We start from the raw sequence: 21,880 nt of genomic DNA on the forward strand, positions 1-21,880 counted from the left end.
TTCTCCACTGAGGTTGCGCGGCAATTGTGGCAGGTGGCGCCGACACCCGGGCAGCAGGGCGCACCCCCGGCGGCCGTCGAGCACGGCCCGCGGCCGCTTCAGCCCGACGTGGTCCAGGTGAAGCGCGGCTCCCTGCGTTCCAGGAAGGCGGCGACACCCTCCGCGGTGTCGCCGGCCGCGCGCGCCTGCGCGCTCCAGTGGGCGTCCCGGTCCGTGCGTCCGTTCGCGAACTCCTTCGCGGCGGCCTGCGTCAGCTGCGAGCGGGACACGAGCACGCGCGTGAACTCCGCGACGCGTCTGTCGAGTCCGTCGGCGGGCAGCACCTCGTCGACCAGCCCCGTGCGCAGCGCCCGCTCCGCGTCGATCAACTCGCCCGAGAACAGCAGATACTTGGCGGTGGCCGGGCCGACCAGGGAGACCAGCCGCCGGGTGGCGGACGACGCGTAGACGATCCCGAGCTTCGCCGGCGTCACCCCGAACAGCGCGCCCTCCTCGGCGAACCGCAGGTCGCAGGCCGCGGCGAGCTGGGCGCCCCCGCCCACGCAGTGGCCCCGGACCGCAGCGAGCGTCGGCTTGGGGAACGCGGCCAGGGCCTCCTCGGCACGCACCGACAGCTTCTGCGCCTCCTCCGGCGACCCCTGGAGCGTGGAGATGTCGGCCCCCGCGCAGAAGGTGCCGCCCGCGCCGGTCAGCACCAGCGCCCGCACTCCGGGGTCGGCGGCCAGGGCGTCCAGCAACGGGGGCAGCGCCGCCCACATCGCGGCCGTCATGGCGTTGCGCTTCGCCGGGTGGTGCAGGACGACGGTGGCGACCGCGTCGGTGACGCCGTGCAGCAGTTCGGGCTCCATGCTTCGGATCTAATCACCCGGCGGCCTCCATGATCGAGACGGCCGATGGGAGACGGCCCATGTGAGAGCGGCGACACCGGTGGCAAAGGGAGGTAAAAGGGAAGAGCGGCGCCGTCGAACCCGTACAACCCGAAGAGTGCGCGAAGGCGGCGCGGAGGGGACAGAAACGGTCCTGCGGTCGACCGCAGCCGCCATGGGCGGTCGGAAGCGCTCGATAACTGCTGACTTCTGTTCAGTCATCCGGTCGGAAGCGCCTCGTTACCAACACTCGACGTGTGGTGACAATCGAGCGTGAGGGTGGCGACCGGACGATGGACGATCAAGGGCGTGGGCCGGACCCACGCCCAGAGGACGGCCCGGGCCCGGGCGCACCTGCCGAATCCATCGAGGAGAGCGTGCCGCGACCGCTGCCCTACGAGGGCGTCTGGCGGTTCACCGCGGCCGCCGTGGACGTCTCGGTCCCGCAGGCCCGGCACGCCGTCCGGGACCTGCTGTACCGCCAGGGCGTGCCGGTCTCGGACGACCTGGCCCAGGGGATCCTGCTGATCGTCTCCGAGCTGGTGACCAACGCCGTCCGGCACGCGGCGGTGCTGTCGCCGATGCTCGCGGTGGAGATCGCCGTCGGAGCCGAGTGGGTCCGGGTGTCCGTGGAGGACGGCCACCCCTACCGCCCGACCGCCCTGGAGGCCGACCACGGCCGGACGGGAGGCCGGGGACTGCTCCTGGTGCGGGAGATCGCCAGGGAGGCGGGAGGGGTCTGCGACGTCGAGCACACGGCGAGCGGCGGCAAGGTGATCTGGGCAGCCCTGCCGCTCAAGCCCGGCCGCGTGCTCTGAGGAACGGGGTGCCCCGGGGGTCACCAGCCGGCCGAGGGACCCGTCAGCTCCCGGACCGCCGGCCGCGCCGCGTCCAGCACGGTCATGAACCAGGCGGAGAACGTGTCCTTCGCGTGCCGCTCCGCCAGCTCGGCGGGCGTCACGTAGGCCGTGTCGCCGACCTCCGCCGCGTCCGGCCGCAGCGGTGCCTGCACCAGCCCGACGAACAGGTGGTTGTACTCCTGCTCCACCAGGCCCGAGTCCGGGTCCGGGTGGTTGTAGCGGACCGTGCCCGCCTCGGCGAGCAGCGACGGCGAGACGCCCAGCTCCTCGAAGGTGCGCCGGGCGGCCGCCGCGAACGGCGCCTCGCCGGGGTAGGGGTGACCGCAGCAGGTGTTGGACCACACACCGGGGGAGTGGTACTTGCCGAGCGCCCGCTGCTGGAGCAGCAGTCGGCCCCGCTCGTCGAACAGGAACACCGAGAACGCGCGGTGCAGTTGCCCGGGCGGCTGATGGGCGGCGAGCTTCTCCGCGGTGCCGATCGTGACGCCGTTCTCGTCGACCAGCTCCAGCAAGATCGCGTCCGCGGTGCCGTTCGAAGAGTTGTGTGTCGCGGTGGCAGGTGTGATCGGCATACCCATCCTTAGCATCGGTCCTCGCGCCCCCAAGTCTGCCGCACGCGCCGGGCACTCCCGGCACTTCGCGGGAAAGCGCGCATGTCCCGTGCGCGGAGAGGGAGCCCGTAGGCGATCTTGCCCGGCGCCGCGGGCGGGGAACCGTCCGGAACGTGTGTGCGGACGCTGTCGCGAGGACGGGTTGCGCGCCCGCTCAGTGGCAGAGCCGCGCCTCGTGCTCCGCGTGTCCGATCGGCTCCAGCTGGAAGGTGCAGTGCTCCACGTCGAAGTGGTGTCCCAGGCAGCCCTGGAGCTCGTGCAGCATCTTCTCGTGCCCTATGGCGTTCAGCACGTCCGAGCGCACCACCACGTGCGCCGACAGCACCGGCATCCCGGAGGTGATCGTCCAGGCGTGCAGATCGTGGACGTCCTCCACCCCGTCGAGGGCGAGGATGTGGCTCCGTACCTCCGCCATGTCGACGTCCTTGGGAGCCGACTCCAGCAGCACGTCGAGCGTCTCGCGCAGCAGCTTCACGGTCCGCGGCACGATCATCAGGCCGATGACCAGCGAGGCGATCGGGTCGGCGGTCTGCCAGCCGGTGGTCAGGATCACCACCGCCGAGATCAGCACCGCCACCGAGCCCAGCGCGTCCGCGGCCACCTCCAGGAACGCCCCGCGCACGTTGATGCTCTCGGCCTGGCCGCGCATCAGCAGCGAGAGCGAGACCGTGTTCGCCACCAGGCCGATCGCGCCGAACCAGATCATCAGCCCGCCTTCGGTGGCGGCCGGCGTGAAGAACCGCTGGACCGCCTCGTACAGGACGTAGCCGCCCACCCCGAGCAACAGCAGACAGTTGGCGAGGGCGGCCAGGATCTCGGCGCGGGCGAGCCCGAAGGTGCGCTTCGCGCTCGGCGGCCGGCTCGCGAAGTGGATCGCGAGCAGCGCCATGCCCAGTCCCAGTGCGTCCGTCGCCATGTGCGCCGCGTCCGCGATCAGCGCCAGGGAGTCCGCGAGCAGCCCGCCGACGATCTCGACCACCATGACGCCGAGCGTGATCGACAGCGCGACGCGCAGTCTGCCGCGGTACGCCGCCGCGGCCGTACCGGTGGTCGGCGCGTGCGCGTGCGTGTGGCCGTGGTCGTGCCCAGCCCCCATGGGAGAAGCCCTTCTGTGGTCCGTCGCGGGCCGTGGTGTGCTGCCCCGGGATCACAGTGAACTACGGGTGGGGGGTATCCGGCAACGCGGCACTGAACACCGTTGTCATGTGCCCTGACCTGCGGAAACGAATCGCAGGTCAGGGCACCCTCAGCTGAGGTTCAGGAGTGGTGCAGCCGCCAGCCCCGCCACGCCGAGTCGACCGTCTCGCGCACCCCGCGCCGGGCCGTCCACCCCAGTTCCCGGGCCGCCAGCTCCGCCGAGGCCACCGCGCGTGGCGCGTCCCCGGGCCGACGCCCCTCGACGACCGCCGGCCGGGTGTCGCCGGTGACCTCGCCGATGAGGGTGATCAGCTCGCGCACCGAGACGCCCTCGCCGCGGCCGATGTTCACCGTCAGATCGCCCGCCGAGTCCGGCGCGGTCAGCCGCCGGGCCGCCGCGAGATGCGCCTCGGCCAGATCGGCGACGTGGATGTAGTCGCGGACACAGGTGCCGTCCGGCGTCGGGTAGTCGGCGCCGAAGATCCTCGGCGCCTCGTCCCGGGTGAGCCGGTCGAAGACCATCGGGACGATGTTGAAGACACCGGTGTCGGCCAGCTCGGGCGCCGCCGCCCCCGCCACGTTGAAGTAGCGCAGGCACGTCGTCGCGATGCCGTGCGCCCGGCCCGCCGCCCGCACCAGCCACTCGCCGGCGAGCTTCGTCTCGCCGTACGGGTTCACCGGGGCGCACGGGGTGTCCTCGGTGATGAGGTCCACGTCCGGGTTGCCGTAGACGGCCGCGGAGGACGAGAACAGGAACCGTCGGACCCCGGCCTCGGCGACCGCTTCGAGGAGGCCGGCCAGACCGCCGACGTTCTCCCGGTAGTAGCGGGCGGGCTCCGCCACGGACTGGGCGACCTGCTTGTGGGCGGCCAGGTGCACCACGCCCGTCACGTCGTGCTCGGCGAGGACCCGCGCGACCAGCTCGGTGTCGAGTGCCGAGCCCTTCACGAGCGGCACGTCCGCCCCGAGCCGTGCGGCGGCGCCGGTGGAGAGATCGTCCAGGACGACGACCCGCTCCCCGGCCGCGGTCATGGCCCGTGCCGCGTGCGCCCCTATGTAGCCGGCTCCGCCGGTGATCAGCCACGTCATGGCTAAGACCCTATGTCGACCGGCCGGGAAGTCCCTGCGCGAGCCCCTGCGCGAAGCTATGTCCCGGATGTCAGGTCTGGGGGGCACGGTTTGTCGGCCGGGCCGTCGATCACCGATGATGATCTCGGCAAAGGGCGGTTCAAACGGAGTCGGAGCCGCGCCGCAGGACCGGTCGATCGTGCCAGAACGGGCGGTGAACACGGCCTTCCCGGCATCCGATAACCTCTGCCGAATGCCGCCCGCCTGTGCAGTCACCGGTGAAGTCGCCGGTGCGGCCGAGGGGCGCCCCTACCGTGTACATGACCGGCGTTGACGCGCCGGACCCAGGGAGTGAGTTCGGTTGTCGACCGCCATCCTCACCGGCTCGCCGGTCCCCGGATCGTCGATCGAGGGCGATCTGCGGTCCCTCGGCTTCGAGATCCGGACCGCCTCCGACGCCGCCGAGGCCGAGACCCTGCTGGCCGCCGTGCCCGGCGACCGGCGCGTCGCCGTCGTGGACGCCCGCTTCGTGGGCCATGAGCACGCGTTGCGCCTCGGCCTCACCGACCCGCGCTTCCCGCTCGCCGCGATCCCGGGCGCGGTGACCGCGCAGCCGGCCGGCCGCCAGGCCCTGACCCGCGCGCTGGCCCGGGAGAAGTCCGCGAGCGGCGGCACCGCGCTCGCGGTGGACAGCCTCGCAGACCGAGTGATCACCGCCCTCGACGACGACGGCGCCGACCTGCACCGCCCCGAGCTGGGCAGGCTGGTCGCGGAGGTCCCCGCCGACCCGCAGGCCCGCAACGAGGCACGGCAGGCCGTCGCCGCCGTCGACGACGAGGCCGTCCGCCTGAAGTCGGCGGTCAAGGCCCGCGACGGCTTCTTCACCACCTACTGCATCAGCCCGTACTCCCGCTACATCGCCCGCTGGTGCGCGCGCCGCGGCCTCACCCCGAACCAGGTCACCACCGCCTCGCTGATCACCGCGCTGATCGCGGCGGCCTGCGCGGCCACCGGCACCCGCGGCGGCTTCGTCGCGGCCGGCGTCCTGCTCATAGCGTCCTTCGTCCTGGACTGCACCGACGGCCAGCTGGCCCGCTACTCGCTGCAGTACTCCACGCTCGGCGCCTGGCTCGACGCCACCTTCGACCGGGCCAAGGAGTACGCCTACTACGCCGGCCTCGCGCTCGGAGCGGCCCGCGGCGGCGACGACGTATGGGCCCTCGCCCTGGGCGCCATGATCCTGCAGACCTGCCGGCACGTCGTGGACTTCTCCTTCAACGAGGCCAACCACGACGCCACCGCCAACACCAGCCCCACCGCCGCCCTCTCCGACAAGCTCGACAGCGTCGGCTGGACGGTCTGGGTGCGGCGGATGATAGTCCTGCCCATCGGCGAACGATGGGCCATGATCGCCGTCCTGACCGCGGCCACCACCCCCCGCGTCACCTTCTACGCGCTGCTGGTCGGCTGCGCCTTCGCGGCCGTCTACACCACGGCCGGGCGTGTGCTGCGCTCGCTGACCCGGAAGGCCAGCCGGACGGACCGGGCGGCGAAGGCGCTCGCGGACCTCGCGGACAACGGACCGTTGGCCGGCTTCGTGGCCCGTGGGACCCGGGCCCGCCTGGGCGCCCCGTTCCTGGTGGCGCTCGCCGGCACGGCCGTCCTCGCCGTCTCTCTCTTCTCCGGCGTGACCTGGGCCCCCGTCGCGGGCGCCGTCGTCTACGCCGTCACCTCCGGCCAGGCGCTGCACCGCCCGCTCAAGGGCGCCCTCGACTGGCTCGTCCCCCCGCTCTTCCGCGCCGCCGAGTACCTCACCGTCCTGATCCTCGCGGCCCGGGCCGATGTGAGCGGGGCGCTTCCGGCGGCTTTCGGGCTGGTGTCCGCCGTCGCCTACCATCACTACGACACGGTGTACCGCATCCGCGGCAACGCCGGAGCGCCGCCGGCCTGGCTGGTGCGCGTGATCGGGGGGCAGGAGGGGCGGACGCTGCTCGTCGCGCTGCTGGCCGCGCTGCTCACCGGTTCGCAGTTCACGGTCGCCCTCGCGACGCTCGCCGTGGCCGTCGCGCTCGTGGTGCTCGTCGAGAGCACCCGCTTCTGGGTCTCCGCAGGGGCCCCAGCCGTACACGATGAAGGAGAACCCGCATGATCGGCCTCGTGCTGGCGGCCGGCGCCGGACGGCGTCTGCGCCCCTACACCGACAGCCTGCCCAAGGCGCTGGTGCCGGTGGGGCCCGCGGGTATAGAGGGCGAACCCACGGTTCTCGACCTCACCCTCGCCAACTTCGCTGAGATCGGCCTGACCGAGGTCGGGATCATCGTCGGCTACCGCAAGGAGGCCGTGTACGAGCGGCAGGCGGCGCTGGAGGCGAAGTACGGCCTCAAGCTCACCCTCATCGACAACGACAAGGCCGAGGAGTGGAACAACGCCTACTCCCTGTGGTGCGGCCGTGACGCCCTCAAGGACGGCGTGATCCTCGCCAACGGCGACACCGTGCACCCGGTCTCCGTCGAGCGGACGCTGCTCGACGCCCGCGGCGACGGCAAGAAGATCATCCTCGCCCTCGACACCGTGAAGTCGCTCGCGGACGAGGAGATGAAGGTCGTCGTCGACCCCGACCAGGGCATGACGAAGATCACCAAGCTGATGGACCCGGCCGAGGCCACCGGCGAGTACATCGGCGTCACCCTCATCGAGGGCGACGCCGCGCTCGAACTGGCCGACGCGCTGAAGACCGTGTGGGAGACCGACCCGCAGCAGTTCTACGAGCACGGCTACCAGGAACTGGTGAACCGCGGCTTCCGCATCGACGTGGCGCCGATCGGCGACGTCAAGTGGGTGGAGATCGACAACCACGACGACCTCGCCCGTGGACGGGAGATCGCGTGCCAGTACTGACCCGGCTGATCCCCTCACCGGTCGTCGTGGACATCCGCCCGGGTGCCCTCGACGACCTGGTCGGGGTCCTCGCCGACGAGCGCATCTCGCACTCCGGCAAGCTCGCGATCGCCGTCAGCGGCGGCTCGGGCGCCCGGCTGCGCGAGCGCCTCACCCCCGCCCTGCCCGGAGCCACCTGGTACGAGGTCGGCGGCGGCACGCTCGACGACGCCGTCCAACTGGCCGGCGACATAAGGGCCGGCCACTACGACGCCGTCGTCGGCCTCGGCGGCGGCAAGATCATCGACTGCGCGAAGTTCGCCGCGGCGCGCGTCGGCCTGTCCCTGGTCGCCGTCCCCACGAATCTCGCGCACGACGGCCTGTGCTCGCCGGTCGCCACCCTCGACAACGACGCGGGCCGCGGCTCCTACGGAGTGCCGACCCCGATCGCGGTCGTCATCGACCTCGACGTCATCCGCGACGCCCCGGTCCGCTTCGTGCGGGCCGGCATCGGCGACGCGGTGTCGAACATCTCGGCCATCGCGGACTGGGAGCTCGCCAACCGGGTCAAGGGCGAGAAGATCGACGGCCTCGCCGCCGCGATCGCCCGCCAGGCCGGCGAGGCGGTGCTCCGGCACCCGGGCGGCATCGGGGACACCGAGTTCCTCCAGGTGCTGGCCGAGGCGCTGGTGCTCAGCGGCATCGCCATGTCGGTGTCGGGCGACTCCCGCCCGTCCTCCGGCGCCTGCCACGAGATCAACCACGCCTTCGACCTGCTCTTCCCCAAGCGGGCGGCCGCCCACGGCGAACAGTGCGGACTCGGCGCGGCCTTCGCGATGTACCTGCGCGGCGCCGTCGAGGAGTCGGCCCACATGGCCCAGGTGCTGCGCCGGCACGGACTGCCCGTCCTGCCGGAGGAGATCGGCTTCACGGTGGACGAGTTCGTCCGCGCCGTGGAGTTCGCCCCCGAGACCCGGCCCGGCCGCTACACGATCCTCGAACACCTCGACCTCAAGACCGAACAGATCAAGGACATCTACGCCGACTATGTCAAGGCCATCGGTAGCTGAACTCAGACCGGTCGTGCACCCCCCGGGGGTGAAGGACCGGCGCAGCGGTGAGCACTGGATGGGACGCCTCTACATGCGTGAGGTGTCCCTGCGGGTGGACCGCTACCTGGTGAACACCAGGGTCACGCCCAACCAGCTCACGTACCTGATGACCGTCTTCGGGGTGCTCGCGGCCCCGGCCCTGCTGGTGCCGGGCGTCACGGGCGCCGTGCTCGGCGTGGTCTGCGTCCAGATGTACCTGCTGCTGGACTGCGTGGACGGCGAGATCGCCCGCTGGAAGAAGCAGTACTCGCTCGGCGGCGTCTACCTGGACCGGGTCGGCGCCTATCTGACCGACGCGGCCGTGCTGGTCGGCTTCGGACTGCGCGCCGCCGACCTGTGGGGCAGCGGCCGGATCGACTGGCTGTGGGCCTTCCTCGGCACGCTGGCCGCGCTCGGCGCGATCCTGATCAAGGCCGAGACCGACCTCGTCGGCGTCGCCCGGCACCAGGGCGGCCTGCCGCCGGTCAAGGAGTCGGCGTCCGAGCCGCGCTCCTCCGGCATGGCGCTGGCCCGCCGGGCCGCGTCCGCCCTCAAGTTCCACCGACTGATCCTCGGCATCGAGGCGTCGCTGCTGATCCTGCTCCTGGCCGTCCTCGACCAGGTGCGCGGCGATCTGTTCTTCTCCCGGCTCGGCGTCGCCGTGCTGGCCGGCATCGCGCTGCTCCAGACCCTGCTCCACCTGGTGTCCATCCTCGTGTCGAGCAGGCTGAAGTGAGCGCCCCGATGAAGGTCGGCGCGGTCGTCATCACCATGGGCAACCGCCCCGACGAACTCAGGGCCCTGCTCGACTCGGTCGCGGGGCAGGACGGCGACCCGGTCGAGGTCGTCGTGGTCGGCAACGGCTCGCCCGTCCCGGACGTCCCCGAGGGCGTCAGGACGGTCGAGCTGCCCGAGAACCTCGGCATCCCCGGCGGCCGCAACGTGGGCATCCACGCCTTCGGCCCCAGCGGCCGCGACGTCGACGTCCTGCTGTTCCTGGACGACGACGGCCTGCTCGCCCAGCACGACACGGCCGAGCTGTGCCGTCGGGCCTTCGACGCCGATCCGAAGCTGGGCATCGTCAGTTTCCGGATCGCCGACCCGGACACCGGTGTCACCCAGCGCCGCCACGTACCCAGGCTGCGCGCCGCCGACCCGATGCGCTCCTCCCGGGTCACGACCTTCCTCGGCGGCGCCAACGCCGTCCGTACGAAGGTCTTCGCAGAGGTCGGCGGACTCCCGGACGAGTTCTTCTACGCCCACGAGGAGACCGACCTGGCATGGCGGGCCCTCGATGCGGGCTGGATGATCGACTACCGGGCCGACATGGTGCTGAACCACCCGACGACCGCGCCGTCGCGGCACGCGGTGTACCACCGCATGGTGGCCCGCAACCGTGTCTGGCTGGCCCGCCGCAACCTTCCCGCCCCCCTGGTCCCGGTCTACCTCGGGGTCTGGCTGCTGCTCACGCTGGCGCGCCGCCCCTCGGGGTCCGCGCTCAAGGCGTGGTTCGGCGGGTTCCGGGAAGGCTGGAGCACCCCGTGCGGACCGCGCAGGCCCATCAAGTGGCGTACGGTGTGGCGGCTGACCCGGCTGGGCCGACCGCCGGTGATCTGACAAGCTCGTCCCTGAGAGCCCCCGGGCCGTACCGCGGGCTCCCCGGCTCATGCCGGCCTCGTCAAGGCTGCGCATCCCGAAGACGAAAGTTTCCTACTTGTGAGTGAGACAACGCATGACGTCGGAGTCGTGGTGACTGCGCCTCCGTCGCCCGACGAGGGCCTCACGGCGGCGCAACTGGCCGCCAAGTACGGGCTGGCCGTGAGCGGCGCCCGGCCTCCGCTGCGCGAGTACGTCCGCCAGCTGTGGGGGCGCCGTCACTTCATCCTGGCGTTCTCCCAGGCGAAGTTGGCCGCCCAGTACAGCCAGGCCCAGCTCGGCCAGCTGTGGCAGGTGGCCACGCCGCTGCTGAACGCCTTCGTGTATTTCATGATCTTCGGGGTGCTCCTCGACGCCAGCAAGGGGATGTCCAAGGAGGTGTACATCCCCTTCCTGGTCACTGGCGTCTTCGTGTTCACCTTCACGCAGACCTCCGTGATGAGCGGCATCCGCGCGATCTCCGGCAACCTCGGCCTGGTCCGCGCCCTGCACTTCCCGCGCGCCTCGCTGCCGATCTCCTTCGCGCTCCAGCAGCTCCAGCAGTTGCTGTACTCGATGCTCGTGCTGTTCCTCGTGGTGATCGGCATGGGCAGCTATCCGGACGCGTCCTGGGCGCTGATCGTCCCGGTGCTGGCCCTGCAGTTCTGCTTCAACACCGGCCTGGCGCTGGTCTTCGCCCGGGCCGGCGCGAAGACCCCCGACCTGGCGCAGCTGATGCCGTTCGTGCTGCGGACCTGGCTGTACGCGTCCGGCGTGATGTTCTCCCTCCCCGTCTTCCTCGCGGACAAGCCGCAGTGGGTGGCGAACGTCCTCCAGTGGAACCCGGGGGCCGTCTACATGGACCTGATGCGCTTCGCGCTCATCGAGGAGTACGGCGCCGAGAACCTCCCCGACCACGTCTGGCTGGTCGCGGGCGGCTGGGCGGCGCTGGTCGCCATCGGCGGTTTCGTGTACTTCTGGCAGGCTGAGGAGAGGTACGGCCGTGGTTGAGCCGCTCGCGGGGCAGCGGTCGGGACAGCGCATCCCGACCGTCATCGCCGAAGAGGTGCACATCGTCTACCGCGTCAACGCGGCCAAGACGGGCAAGGGCAGCGCGACCGCGGCCCTCAGCCGGATGGTCAGGCGCCGTTCCGGCGACGAGGAACGCGGGGTGCGCAAGGTGCACGCCGTGCGGGGCGTCTCCTTCGTCGCCCACCGCGGCGAGGCCGTCGGCCTGATCGGTTCCAACGGTTCCGGCAAGTCCACGCTGTTGCGCGCCATCGCCGGCCTGCTGCCGCCGGAGCGGGGCAAGGTCTACACCGATGGCCAGCCCTCCCTCCTCGGCGTCAACGCGGCCCTGATGAACGACCTGACGGGCGAGCGCAACGTGACGCTCGGCGGTCTGGCGATGGGCATGTCCCGGGAGCAGATCAAGGAGCGCTACCAGGAGATCGTCGACTTCTCCGGCATCAACGAGAAGGGCGACTTCATCACGCTGCCGATGCGCACCTACTCCTCCGGCATGCAGGCCCGGCTGCGCTTCTCCATCGCCGCGGCGAAGGACCACGACGTCCTGATGATCGACGAGGCCCTGGCCACCGGCGACGCGAAGTTCCGCAAGCGCTCCGAGGCGCGGGTCCGGGCGCTGCGCGAGCACGCCGGCACGGTGTTCCTGGTCAGCCACAGCAACCAGTCGATCAGGGACACCTGCGACCGGGTGCTCTGGCTGGAGCGCGGCGAACTGCGCCTGGACGGACCGACCGACGAGGTCCTCAGGGAGTACGAGAAGTTCTCCGCCAAGTAGGACAAGTTGCGTAGGCGGTGTGATTCAGGCCAGGGCCTCGCCGGAACTGTCCGGCGGGGCCCTGCGTCTGCAAAGGAAGCGTCAACTCCGCTGCGCCTTAGGAATCTTGACACCAATCGGTGTGTTGTTGTGATCTGCAGGACACCCCCGCGAACCGCACTCCGTTGTACAACGTAAGCTGGACCGGTCCCCAAATGCATCAAGTGGGGCGATAATGCGCGACACCCATGGTCCGGGCCGCCGCGCGGGCGGCCGGGCGGCGTGTCCGAAATAGTGCGTATCAGGTCCGCAGTGTAGAACGGGAGATGTGACGGCAATGGCTACGGAAACTCCCCGGCTCGACGCAGGCCGCGCCGTCCCTGGTCCGGGCGGCCGACGGTGACGGCACCCGCCGCGCCGCGTACCGGCGACCCGGAACGCGGCACGCTCGACAAGGCCGCGCACGAGAACTTCCCCGTGGCCCCGTTCTTCCTGCCCAGGGCCTGGCGCGACGACCTGATGGCCGTCTACGGCTTCGCCCGGCTCGTCGACGACATCGGCGACGGCGACCTCGCCCCGGGCGGCGCCGACGCTCGTCTGCTCGGCGTGTCGGCCGCCGAGGCCGAGGACCGCGCGGTCCTGCTGGACGCCTTCGAGGCCGATCTCCGCTGGGTCTTCGACAGCGGCGACGCCCCGCCCCGCCACCCCCTGCTGCGCCGCCTCCGGCCGACCGTGCGCCGCTGCTCGCTCACCCCCGAGCCCTTCCTCGGCCTGATCGCCGCCAACCGGCAGGACCAACTCGTCACCCGCTACGAGACCTACGACGACCTGCTCGCCTACTGCGCACTGTCCGCCAACCCCGTCGGCCGCCTCGTCCTCGCCGTGACCGGCACCTCGACCCCGGAGCGGATCCGCCTCTCCGACGCGATCTGCACCGCGCTGCAGATCGTCGAACACCTCCAGGACGTGACCGAGGACCTCGGCCGAGGCCGCGTCTATCTGCCCGCCGCGGACCTGAAGCGCTTCCACGTCCAGGAAGCGGATCTCGCCGCGGGAACCGCGGGCGCGTCGGTGCGCGCACTGGTCGCGTACGAAACGCAACGCGCCCGCGATCTGCTGAATGAAGGCGCCCCCCTGGTGGGTAGCGTCCACGGCAGGCTGAGGCTGCTGCTCGCGGGATTCGTGGCGGGAGGAAGGGCGGCGATCCGGGCGATCGCCGCCGCCGAATACGACGTACTTCCCGGCCCGCCCAAGCCCGGCAAGCTGAAGCTGCTGCGCGAGGTGGGCGTGACCCTGCGAGGAGAGGGGTGATCCGGACCGTGGAGTCGTCACCGCACGTGTCCGCACCGGTACTCGCCGCCTACGGCTACTGCGAGGCCGTCACCGGACAACAGGCCCGTAACTTCGCCTACGGCATCAGGCTGCTGCCCACGCCCAAGCGCCGTGCGATGTCGGCCCTGTACGCGCTCTCGCGCCGCGTCGACGACATCGGCGACGGCGCGCTGGACGACGAGGTCAAGATCGCCAGACTCGAGGACACCCGCGCGCTGCTCGCCCGGCTGCACGCGGGCGAGGTCGAGGAGGACGACACCGACCCCGTCGCGGTCGCCCTCGCGCACACGGCTCGGGCCTTCCCGGTCCCGTTGCGCGGGCTGGACGAGCTGATCGACGGCGTGCTGATGGACGTGCGCGGCGAGACCTACGAGACCTGGGACGACCTGAAGGTGTACTGCCGCTGTGTGGCGGGCGCCATCGGGCGGCTCTCGCTCGGGGTGTTCGGCACCGAGCCGGGGGCCCGCGGCGTGGAGCGCGCGCCGGAGTACGCCGACACGCTCGGGCTCGCGCTCCAGCTCACGAACATCCTCCGAGACGTCCGGGAGGACGCGGCGGGCGGCCGGACCTATCTGCCCGCCGACGACCTCGCCAAGTTCGGCTGCTCGGCCGGGTTCGACGGGCCGAAGCCGCCGGAGGGCTCCGACTTCGCGGGCCTCGTGCACTTCGAGGTGCGGCGGGCCCGCACCCTGTTCGCCGAGGGCTACCGGCTGCTCCCCATGCTCGACCGGCGCAGCGGCGCCTGCGTCGCCGCCATGGCCGGCATCTACCGGCGTCTCCTCGACCGCATCGAGCGCGACCCCGAGGCGGTGCTGCGCGGCCGGGTCTCGCTGCCCGGCCGGGAGAAGGCCTACGTCGCCGTCCGCGGCCTGTCGGGGCTGGACGCCCGGCATGTGTCGCGGCGGACCGTCAGGAGGCACACCTGATGGACGCGGCCGACGACAAAGTGGACCAAGGGGATTCCACCTGCGAAAAGCGGCACGCAACCCTCCGGTGCGGCGCGGCGTCCCTGACTGCGACGGCCTGCGGTGCAGAGTTCAAGCACCATGGCCGGCCCGCACGGGAGGGTGCACGATGAACGACGAGGAGCTCGCGGACGCCGAGGAGGCGTCCGGTCCCGCAGGACGTAGCGCGGTCGTCGTCGGGGGCGGGCTCGCCGGTGTCACCGCCGCACTCGCGCTCGCGGACGCGGGCGTCCGCGTGACGCTGCTCGAAGGCCGGCCCCGGCTGGGCGGCCTGGCCTTCTCCTTCCGGCGCGGCGAACTGACCGTCGACAACGGACAGCACGTGTACCTGCGCTGCTGCACCGCCTACCGCTGGTTCCTCGACCGGATCGAGGGCAGCGCGCTGGCGCCGCTGCAGAACCGGCTGGACGTGCCCGTCGTCGACCTCGACAGGCCCGCCGGGCGGCGGCTCGGCAGACTGCGGCGCGACGCGCTGCCCGTACCCCTGCATCTGGGGCGCAGCCTCGCCGCGTATCCGCATCTCTCCCTCGCCGAGCGCGCCCGGGTGGGCCGGGCCGCGCTCGCGCTCAAGGGGCTCGACCTCGCCGATCCGGCCCTGGACGCGCAGGACTTCGGGAGTTGGCTGACCGCGCACGGTCAGTCGGCACGCGCCGTCGAGGCCCTGTGGGACCTGGTCGGGGTCGCCACGCTCAACGCGGTCGCGGGCGACTCCTCGCTCGCGCTCGCCGCGATGGTGTTCAAGACCGGTCTGCTGTCCGACCCGGGCGCCGCCGACATCGGCTGGGCGCATGTCCCGCTGGGCGAACTGCACGACCGGCTCGCCCGCAAGGCGCTCGACTCCGCGGGCGTGCGCACCGAGGTCCGTTCACGCGTCACCTCCGTCTCCACTGACGAAAACGGGACTTGGAGCGTTCAGGTTCCCGGCGAGACGCTCCGCGCGGACACCGTCGTGCTCGCCGTGCCCCAGCGCGAGGCGTACGACCTGCTCCCCGACGGAGCGCTGGACGACGCGGCCCGGCTGCTGGAGATCGGTACCGCGCCGATCCTCAACGTCCACGTCGTCTACGACCGCAAGGTGCTCGACAAGCCCTTCTTCGCCGCCCTCGGCACCCCCGTGCAGTGGGTCTTCGACCGCACCCACGCCTCCGGTCTGCGCACCGGCCAGTACCTCGCCCTCTCCCAGTCCGCCGCGCAGGACGAGATCGACGCACCCGTCGCCGAACTGCGCGAGCGCTATCTGCCCGAGCTGGAGAGGCTGCTGCCGGGCACACGCGGCGCCGAGGTGCGGGATTTCTTCGTGACCCGGGAGCGCACGGCGACCTTCGCCCCCGCCCCCGGCGTCGGGCGCCTTCGGCCCGGCGCCCGCACCAAAGCCCCCGGCCTGTACCTGGCCGGAGCGTGGACCGCCACAGGGTGGCCCGCGACCATGGAGAGTGCGGTCCGCAGCGGCGTGAGTGCGGCCGACGCCGCGTTGAGCGCCCTCGGCCGGCCCCGACCCAGCCGTCTCTTCGCATTCGAGGAGGCCGCGTGATGCTCGAACAGCACGGCTCGGCACACCCCCGCACCCCCTCCGGTACCGCGACAAGAGGAGAAACTGTGCCCACTGTGCCCCCGGCCATGCCGGCCGCCCGGAGGACGGCGGTGGACGTGACCGCGCTCCTGGAGCGCGGCCGCACCCTGGCCACACCGGTGCTGCGGGCGGCCGTCGACCGGCTGGCGTCGCCCATGGACACGGTCGCCGCCTACCACTTCGGCTGGATCGACGCCCAGGGCAAGCCGACCGACGGCGACGGCGGCAAGGCGGTGCGCCCCGCGCTGGCCGTGCTCTCCGCCGAGGTCGCCGGGGCGGCCCCCGAGGTCGGCATCCCCGGCGCGGTGGCCGTGGAACTGGTCCACAACTTCTCGCTCCTGCACGACGACCTGATGGACGGCGACGAGCAGCGCCGGCACCGCGACACCGTCTGGAAGGTGCACGGCCCCGCCCAGGCGATCCTGGTCGGCGACGCCCTGTTCGCCCTCGCCAACGAGATCCTCCTCGAACTCGGCACGGCCGAGGCGGGCCGCGCGACCCGGCGCCTGACCACCGCCACCCGCGCCCTGATCGACGGCCAGGCCCAGGACATCTCCTACGAGCACCGCGACCGCGTCAGCGTCGAGGAGTGCCTGGAGATGGAGGGCAACAAGACCGGCGCCCTGCTGGCCTGCGCCAGCTCCATCGGCGCGGTGCTCGGCGGCGCGGACGAGGCCGCCGCCGACACGCTGGAGAAGTACGGCTACCACCTCGGCCTGGCCTTCCAGGCCGTCGACGACCTCCTCGGCATCTGGGGCGACCCGGTCGCCACCGGCAAGCAGACCTGGAGCGACCTGCGCCAGCGCAAGAAGTCCCTGCCCGTGGTGGCCGCGCTCGCGGCGGGCGGCTCCGCCTCCGAGCGGCTCGGCGAGATGCTCGCCGCGGACGCCAAGCGCAGCGACTTCGAGAACTTCTCCGAGGAGGAGTTCGCGGCCCGCGCCGCGCTGATCGAGGAGGCGGGCGGCCGTGAGTGGACCGCCGAGGAAGCCCGCCGTCAGCACACCGTCGCCATCGATGCCCTGAACGCCGTCGACATGCCCGCGCAGGTGCGGGACCGGTTCACGGCGCTCGCCGACTTCGTCGTCGTACGAAAGAGATGATCACTATCGGTCGAATAGCCCTCGCGTAGTCGCCGGCCGGTGTGCGAGGAGAGACAGCACCGGCCGACGGCGGACCCACAGCAGACGCAACCACATGCACACTGCACGAAGGGGAAGCCATGACAGCGACGACCGACGGAAGCACCGGGGCACTGCCGCCCCGCGCTGCCGCGGCCAGCGAAACCGACATCACCATCCCCGTGGCGGCCGGGGTACAAGAAGTCGCCGCCCGCGCCATGCAACGCGCCACCGACTTCCTGCTGGCCCGGCAGGACGCCGAGGGCTGGTGGAAGGGCGACCTCGAGACGAACGTCACCATGGACGCCGAGGACCTGCTGCTCCGTCAGTTCCTGGGCATCCGCGACGAGGCGACCACCCGGGCCGCCGCCCGCTTCGTCCGCGGCGAGCAGCGCGAGGACGGCACCTGGGCCACCTTCTACGGCGGCCCGCCCGACCTCTCCGCCACCATCGAGGCGTACGTCGCCCTCCGCCTGGACGGCGACGCCCCCGACGCACCCCACATGCAGAAAGCCGCCGCCTGGATCCGCGACCAGGGAGGCATCGCCGGCGCCCGGGTCTTCACCCGGATCTGGCTGGCCCTGTTCGGCTGGTGGAAGTGGGAGGACCTGCCCGAACTCCCGCCGGAACTCCTGTACTTCCCCAGGTGGTTCCCGCTCAGCATCTACAACTTCGGCTGCTGGGCCCGTCAGACGATCGTGCCGCTCACCGTCGTGTCGGCGAAACGCCCGGTGCGCCCGGCGCCGTTCCCGCTCGACGAGCTGCACACCGACCCGGCGAACCCCAATCCACCGAGGCCCCTCGCGCCGGTGAACAGTTGGGACGGGCTCTTCCAGCGGCTCGACAAGGTGGTGCGCGGCTACCGGTCGGTCGCGGTGCGCCGACTGCGCAAGGCGGCCCTGAACTCCGCCGCCCGCTGGATCATCGAACGGCAGGAGAACGACGGCTGTTGGGGCGGGGTCCAGCCGCCCGCCGTGTACTCGGTGATCGCCCTGCATCTGCTCGGCTACGACCTCGAACACCCGGTGATGCGCGCCGGGTTGGAATCCCTCGACCGGTACGCCGTGTGGCGCGAGGACGGCGCCCGGATGATCGAGGCCTGTCAGTCGCCGGTGTGGGACACGTGCCTGGCGACCATCGCGCTCGCCGACGCGGGGCTCCCCGCCGACCACCCGCAACTGGTCAGGGCCGCCGACTGGATGCTCGGCGAGCAGGTCGTGCGCCCCGGCGACTGGTCGGTGCGTAGGCCCGGACTCCCGCCCGGCGGCTGGGCGTTCGAGTTCCACAACGACAACTACCCCGACATCGACGACACCGCCGAGGTCGTCCTCGCCCTGCGCCGGGTCGAGCACCACGACCCGGAGCGGATGGAGCGGGCCATCGCGCGCGGGGTGCGCTGGAACCTCGGGATGCAGTCCAGGAACGGCGCGTGGGGCGCGTTCGACGTCGACAACACCAGCCCGTTCCCCAACCGGCTGCCGTTCTGCGACTTCGGCGAGGTCATCGACCCGCCGTCGGCCGACGTCACCGCGCACGTCGTGGAGATGCTGGCGGTCGAGGGGCTCTCGCACGACCCGCGCACCCGGCGCGGCATCGAGTGGCTGCTGTCCGAACAGGAGCCGGACGGCTCGTGGTTCGGTCGCTGGGGCGTCAACTACATCTACGGGACCGGCTCGGTGGTGCCGGCCCTCGTCGCGGCCGGCCTGCCCGCCCGGCATCCCGCGATCAGGGCGGCGGTCGGCTGGCTGCAGCGGGTGCAGAACGACGACGGCGGCTGGGGCGAGGATCTGCGCTCCTACCAGGACCCCGCCCGCTTCAGCGCCCGGGGCGCCTCGACGGCCTCCCAGACGGCGTGGGCGCTGATGGCGCTGCTGGCGGCCGGGGAGCAGGACTCCAAGACCGTCGAGCGGGGCATCGCCTGGCTGGCGCAGACCCAGCGGGAGGACGGCTCCTGGGACGAGCCCTACTTCACCGGCACCGGCTTCCCGTGGGACTTCTCGATCAACTACCACCTCTACCGGCAGGTCTTCCCGCTGACCGCGCTCGGCCGGTACGTGCACGGGGAGCCGTTCAGCAAGAAGCCCGCATCGCACGCGGTTTCCGCCGAGGCCAAGGGGAGCTGATGAGCACACAGCCCGTCCCGACCCCGCTGCTGATCGCCTGCGCGCTCGGCATCGAGCAGCTCGCCCTGCGCATGGGCGACCGCAGCGGGGCGGACGGGCCGGTCACCGTCCTGCGGACGGGCATGGGGCCGAAGGCGGCGGAGCGTTCCGTCACCGAGGTCCTGGCCGACCCGGTGCTGGCCGGCGCGGCCGTGCTGGCCACCGGGTTCTGCGCCGGGCTCGCCCCCGGCATGCACCCCGGTGACCTGGTCGTCGCCGAGGAGACCCGCGACCCGCGCGGCAGGGTCCCCTGCGTCGGCACCGAACTGCTCGTCAAGGAGCTCGTGCGCACCCTGCCCGGACGGACCGTCCACACCGGGCCCCTCACCGGATCCGACCACGTCGTGCGCGGCTCCGAGCGGGCGGATCTGCTCGCGACCGGCGCAATCGCGGTCGACATGGAGTCGGCGGCCACGCTCCTGAGCGCCGTGCGCACCGAACTGCGCCCGGTTGCGGCCGTCCGGGTGGTCGTGGACGCTCCAGAACATGAACTCGTCCGGATCGGCACGGTGCGCGGTGGAATATCGGCTTTCCGTGTTCTTCGTTCAGTCCTGCCTGCTTTTTTCGAATGGCACCGTAATGTTCTGCTCCCCCGGAGGTGAGCCACATGGCCATGCCACTGCGCCAGTCCATCAAGGTCGCTACATACCTGGCCGAACAGAAGCTCCGCAAGCGGGACAAGTTCCCGCTCATCGTCGAGCTGGAACCCCTCTTCGCCTGCAACCTCAAGTGCGAGGGCTGCGGCAAGATCCAGCACCCGGCGGGGGTGCTCAAGCAGCGCATGCCGGTCGCCCAGGCCGTCGGCGCGGTGCTGGAGTCCGGTGCGCCGATGGTGTCCATCGCGGGCGGTGAGCCCCTGATGCACCCTCAGATCGACGAGATCGCACGGCAGTTGGTGGCCAAGAGGAAGTACGTCTTCCTCTGCACCAACGCCATGCTGCTGCGCAAGAAGATGGACAAGTTCACCCCGTCCCCCTACTTCGCGTTCGCCGTGCACATCGACGGGCTGCGCGAGCGGCACGACGAGTCGGTGGCCAAGGAGGGTGTGTTCGACGAGGCCGTGGCGGCGATCAAGGAGGCCAAGCGGCGCGGCTTCCGGGTGACCACCAACTCGACCTTCTTCAACACCGACACCCCGCAGACCATCATCGAGGTGCTCAACTTCCTCAACGACGACCTCAAGGTCGACGAGATGATGATCTCGCCCGCCTACGCCTACGAGAAGGCGCCCGACCAGGAGCACTTCCTGGGCGTGGAGCAGACCCGCGAGCTGTTCAAGAAGGCCTTCGCGGGCGGCAACCGGCGCAAGTGGCGGCTCAACCACTCGCCGCTCTTCCTGGACTTCCTGGAGGGCAAGGTCGACTTCCCGTGCACGGCCTGGGCGATCCCGAACTACTCCCTCTTCGGCTGGCAGCGCCCCTGCTACCTGATGAGCGACGGGTACGTGCCGACGTACCGGGAGCTGATCGAGGACACCGACTGGGACAAGTACGGCCGCGGCAAGGACCCGCGCTGCGCCAACTGCATGGCGCACTGCGGCTACGAGCCCACCGCCGTCCTCGCCACCATGGGCTCGCTCAAGGAGTCCCTGCGGGCCATGCGCGAGACCGTCAGCGGAAACCGGGAGTGACAGCCGTGACCGCCGTCTCCCTGGGCGTCCCCGAGATGCCGGTCCGGCCGGTGGCCTCGCGACGTGAGTCGCGGCGCATCCAGGTCGGCCCGGTGGCGGTCGGGGGCGGGGCCCCGGTGTCGGTGCAGTCGATGACGACGACGCGTACGTCGGACATCGGCGCCACCCTGCAGCAGATCGCCGAACTCACCGCCTCCGGCTGCCAGATCGTCCGCGTCGCCTGTCCCACCCAGGACGACGCGGACGCCCTCGCGATCATCGCCCGCAAGTCGCAGATCCCGGTGATCGCCGACATCCACTTCCAGCCCAAGTACGTGTTCGCGGCGATCGAGGCGGGCTGCGCGGCCGTCCGGGTGAACCCCGGGAACATCAAGCAGTTCGACGACAAGGTCAAGGAGATCGCCCGCGCCGCGAAGGAGCACGGCACCCCGATCCGCATCGGCGTCAACGCCGGCTCGCTGGACAGCCGTCTGCTCCAGAAGTACGGCAAGGCGACGCCGGAGGCGCTGGTGGAGAGCGCGCTGTGGGAGGCGTCGCTCTTCGAGGAGCACGGCTTCCGGGACATCAAGATCTCGGTCAAGCACAACGACCCGGTGATCATGATCGAGGCGTACCGGCAGCTCGCCGCTCAGTGCGACTACCCGCTGCACCTGGGCGTCACGGAGGCCGGTCCCGCGTTCCAGGGCACGGTCAAGTCGGCGGTGGCCTTCGGCGCGCTGCTCTCGCAGGGCATCGGCGACACCATCCGCGTCTCGCTCTCCGCCCCTCCGGTGGAGGAGGTCAAGGTCGGCATCCAGATCCTGCAGTCCCTGAACCTCAAGGAACGGCGGCTGGAGATCGTCTCCTGTCCGTCGTGCGGGCGGGCCCAGGTGGACGTCTACAAGCTGGCCGACGAGGTCACGGCCGGTCTGGAGGGCATGGAGGTCCCGTTGCGGGTCGCCGTCATGGGGTGCGTGGTCAACGGCCCCGGCGAGGCGCGCGAGGCGGATCTGGGGGTCGCCTCCGGCAACGGCAAGGGGCAGATCTTCGTGAAGGGCGAGGTCGTCAAGACCGTCCCCGAGTCGAAGATCGTGGAGACCCTCATCGAAGAGGCGATGAAGATCGCCGAGCAGATGGAGCAGGACGGCGTCGCGGCGGGGGAGCCGGCCGTCACCGTGAGTTGAACAGCACGGACC

General features: G+C 71.5%; 21 protein-coding genes. 17 read left to right on the top strand and 4 right to left on the bottom strand.

The features are described 5' to 3' along the window. Positions 1 to 98: 98 nt before the first annotated feature. The gene (locus tag AB0J04_RS02100) at positions 99 to 848 is read right to left on the bottom strand and encodes an enoyl-CoA hydratase/isomerase family protein (RefSeq protein ID WP_363166437.1); all 750 of its coding nucleotides are present in this window, start codon (positions 846 to 848) and stop codon (positions 99 to 101) included. Between the two features lie 311 nt (positions 849 to 1,159). Here AB0J04_RS02100 and AB0J04_RS02105 point away from each other — a divergent pair, with 311 nt between their 5' ends. Then, the gene (locus tag AB0J04_RS02105) at positions 1,160 to 1,684 is read left to right on the top strand and encodes an ATP-binding protein (protein WP_363166438.1); all 525 of its coding nucleotides are present in this window, start codon (positions 1,160 to 1,162) and stop codon (positions 1,682 to 1,684) included. Between the two features lie 20 nt (positions 1,685 to 1,704). On the opposite strand, the gene idi is transcribed toward AB0J04_RS02105, so the two are convergent. From idi to galE, 3 genes are all read right to left on the bottom strand, one after another. Further along, positions 1,705 to 2,298 carry an isopentenyl-diphosphate Delta-isomerase gene (gene idi, locus AB0J04_RS02110; protein WP_363166439.1) on the bottom strand — a complete coding sequence of 198 codons (594 nt, stop codon included), beginning with the start codon at positions 2,296 to 2,298 and terminating at the stop codon, positions 1,705 to 1,707. A gap of 193 nt (positions 2,299 to 2,491) precedes the next feature. Then, entirely contained in the window at positions 2,492 to 3,433 is a 942-nt protein-coding gene (locus AB0J04_RS02115; RefSeq protein WP_363166440.1) for a cation diffusion facilitator family transporter, read from the bottom strand. A 161-nt stretch (positions 3,434 to 3,594) separates the two neighbouring features. After that, entirely contained in the window at positions 3,595 to 4,563 is a 969-nt protein-coding gene (gene galE, locus AB0J04_RS02120; RefSeq protein ID WP_363166441.1) for a UDP-glucose 4-epimerase GalE, read from the bottom strand. Positions 4,564 to 4,903: 340 nt separating this feature from the next. Here galE and AB0J04_RS02125 point away from each other — a divergent pair, with 340 nt between their 5' ends. The 16 genes from AB0J04_RS02125 to ispG all read left to right on the top strand — a co-directional run bounded on the left by AB0J04_RS02125 (position 4,904) and on the right by ispG (position 21,868). Further along, positions 4,904 to 6,691, top strand: a complete 1,788-nt coding sequence (locus AB0J04_RS02125) for a DUF5941 domain-containing protein (RefSeq protein ID WP_363166442.1) — start codon at positions 4,904 to 4,906, stop codon at positions 6,689 to 6,691. Next, positions 6,688 to 7,440, top strand: coding sequence for a phosphocholine cytidylyltransferase family protein (locus AB0J04_RS02130; protein WP_363166443.1), 753 nt, complete (start codon positions 6,688 to 6,690; stop codon positions 7,438 to 7,440). The genes AB0J04_RS02125 and AB0J04_RS02130 overlap by 4 nt, the downstream gene beginning before the upstream one ends. Next, positions 7,428 to 8,489, top strand: coding sequence for an iron-containing alcohol dehydrogenase family protein (locus tag AB0J04_RS02135; protein ID WP_363166444.1), 1,062 nt, complete (start codon positions 7,428 to 7,430; stop codon positions 8,487 to 8,489). Before AB0J04_RS02130 ends, AB0J04_RS02135 begins: the two co-directional genes overlap by 13 nt. Further along, entirely contained in the window at positions 8,467 to 9,246 is a 780-nt protein-coding gene (locus tag AB0J04_RS02140; RefSeq protein ID WP_363166445.1) for a CDP-alcohol phosphatidyltransferase family protein, read from the top strand. Before AB0J04_RS02135 ends, AB0J04_RS02140 begins: the two co-directional genes overlap by 23 nt. Beyond that, the gene (locus AB0J04_RS02145; RefSeq protein WP_363166446.1) at positions 9,243 to 10,127 is read left to right on the top strand and encodes a glycosyltransferase; all 885 of its coding nucleotides are present in this window, start codon (positions 9,243 to 9,245) and stop codon (positions 10,125 to 10,127) included. The genes AB0J04_RS02140 and AB0J04_RS02145 overlap by 4 nt, the downstream gene beginning before the upstream one ends. A 99-nt stretch (positions 10,128 to 10,226) precedes the next feature. Beyond that, the gene (locus AB0J04_RS02150) at positions 10,227 to 11,156 is read left to right on the top strand and encodes an ABC transporter permease (RefSeq protein WP_363166447.1); all 930 of its coding nucleotides are present in this window, start codon (positions 10,227 to 10,229) and stop codon (positions 11,154 to 11,156) included. Beyond that, positions 11,149 to 11,949: an ABC transporter ATP-binding protein gene (locus tag AB0J04_RS02155; RefSeq protein WP_363166448.1), complete on the top strand. Its 801-nt coding sequence runs from the start codon at positions 11,149 to 11,151 to the stop codon at positions 11,947 to 11,949. The genes AB0J04_RS02150 and AB0J04_RS02155 overlap by 8 nt, the downstream gene beginning before the upstream one ends. Before the next feature lie 378 nt (positions 11,950 to 12,327). After that, complete coding sequence (gene hpnC / locus AB0J04_RS02160; RefSeq protein ID WP_363166449.1) at positions 12,328 to 13,239, top strand: squalene synthase HpnC; 912 nt, start codon at positions 12,328 to 12,330, stop codon at positions 13,237 to 13,239. Then, positions 13,236 to 14,186: a presqualene diphosphate synthase HpnD gene (hpnD, locus tag AB0J04_RS02165; protein ID WP_363166450.1), complete on the top strand. Its 951-nt coding sequence runs from the start codon at positions 13,236 to 13,238 to the stop codon at positions 14,184 to 14,186. The genes hpnC and hpnD overlap by 4 nt, the downstream gene beginning before the upstream one ends. Then, positions 14,186 to 14,338 carry a DUF6380 family protein gene (locus AB0J04_RS02170; RefSeq protein ID WP_363166451.1) on the top strand — a complete coding sequence of 51 codons (153 nt, stop codon included), beginning with the start codon at positions 14,186 to 14,188 and terminating at the stop codon, positions 14,336 to 14,338. The genes hpnD and AB0J04_RS02170 overlap by 1 nt, the downstream gene beginning before the upstream one ends. Further along, positions 14,335 to 15,756: a hydroxysqualene dehydroxylase HpnE gene (gene hpnE, locus AB0J04_RS02175; protein WP_363166452.1), complete on the top strand. Its 1,422-nt coding sequence runs from the start codon at positions 14,335 to 14,337 to the stop codon at positions 15,754 to 15,756. The genes AB0J04_RS02170 and hpnE overlap by 4 nt, the downstream gene beginning before the upstream one ends. Positions 15,757 to 15,830: 74 nt before the next feature. Then, complete coding sequence (locus tag AB0J04_RS02180; RefSeq protein ID WP_363166510.1) at positions 15,831 to 16,895, top strand: polyprenyl synthetase family protein; 1,065 nt, start codon at positions 15,831 to 15,833, stop codon at positions 16,893 to 16,895. 119 nt (positions 16,896 to 17,014) lie between these two features. Beyond that, positions 17,015 to 19,036, top strand: coding sequence for a squalene--hopene cyclase (gene shc / locus AB0J04_RS02185; RefSeq protein WP_363166453.1), 2,022 nt, complete (start codon positions 17,015 to 17,017; stop codon positions 19,034 to 19,036). Continuing rightward, positions 19,036 to 19,677 (top strand): 1-hydroxy-2-methyl-2-butenyl 4-diphosphate reductase, encoded by a 642-nt coding sequence (locus AB0J04_RS02190; RefSeq protein ID WP_363166454.1) that lies wholly within the window; start codon positions 19,036 to 19,038, stop codon positions 19,675 to 19,677. Before shc ends, AB0J04_RS02190 begins: the two co-directional genes overlap by 1 nt. A 5-nt stretch (positions 19,678 to 19,682) precedes the next feature. Beyond that, the gene (hpnH, locus tag AB0J04_RS02195) at positions 19,683 to 20,705 is read left to right on the top strand and encodes an adenosyl-hopene transferase HpnH (RefSeq protein ID WP_363166455.1); all 1,023 of its coding nucleotides are present in this window, start codon (positions 19,683 to 19,685) and stop codon (positions 20,703 to 20,705) included. A gap of 5 nt (positions 20,706 to 20,710) precedes the next feature. Next, the gene (gene ispG, locus AB0J04_RS02200) at positions 20,711 to 21,868 is read left to right on the top strand and encodes a flavodoxin-dependent (E)-4-hydroxy-3-methylbut-2-enyl-diphosphate synthase (RefSeq protein WP_363166456.1); all 1,158 of its coding nucleotides are present in this window, start codon (positions 20,711 to 20,713) and stop codon (positions 21,866 to 21,868) included. The last annotated feature ends 12 nt before the right edge of the window (positions 21,869 to 21,880 follow it).

The sequence above is a fragment of the Streptomyces sp. NPDC050263 genome, from assembly GCF_040655955.1.
GTDB lineage: Bacteria > Actinomycetota > Actinomycetes > Streptomycetales > Streptomycetaceae > Streptomyces.

Coding starts and splice junctions, on each gene's coding strand:
- AB0J04_RS02100 (WP_363166437.1), bottom strand. CDS start 848: ATGGAGCCCGAACTGCTGCACGGCGTCACCGACGCGGTCGCCACCGTC.
- AB0J04_RS02105 (WP_363166438.1), top strand. CDS start 1,160: ATGGACGATCAAGGGCGTGGGCCGGACCCACGCCCAGAGGACGGCCCG.
- idi (WP_363166439.1), bottom strand. CDS start 2,298: ATGCCGATCACACCTGCCACCGCGACACACAACTCTTCGAACGGCACC.
- AB0J04_RS02115 (WP_363166440.1), bottom strand. CDS start 3,433: ATGGGGGCTGGGCACGACCACGGCCACACGCACGCGCACGCGCCGACC.
- galE (WP_363166441.1), bottom strand. CDS start 4,563: ATGACGTGGCTGATCACCGGCGGAGCCGGCTACATAGGGGCGCACGCG.
- AB0J04_RS02130 (WP_363166443.1), top strand. CDS start 6,688: ATGATCGGCCTCGTGCTGGCGGCCGGCGCCGGACGGCGTCTGCGCCCC.
- AB0J04_RS02140 (WP_363166445.1), top strand. CDS start 8,467: ATGTCAAGGCCATCGGTAGCTGAACTCAGACCGGTCGTGCACCCCCCG.
- AB0J04_RS02170 (WP_363166451.1), top strand. CDS start 14,186: ATGGACGCGGCCGACGACAAAGTGGACCAAGGGGATTCCACCTGCGAA.
- hpnE (WP_363166452.1), top strand. CDS start 14,335: ATGAACGACGAGGAGCTCGCGGACGCCGAGGAGGCGTCCGGTCCCGCA.
- shc (WP_363166453.1), top strand. CDS start 17,015: ATGACAGCGACGACCGACGGAAGCACCGGGGCACTGCCGCCCCGCGCT.
- AB0J04_RS02190 (WP_363166454.1), top strand. CDS start 19,036: ATGAGCACACAGCCCGTCCCGACCCCGCTGCTGATCGCCTGCGCGCTC.
- hpnH (WP_363166455.1), top strand. CDS start 19,683: ATGGCCATGCCACTGCGCCAGTCCATCAAGGTCGCTACATACCTGGCC.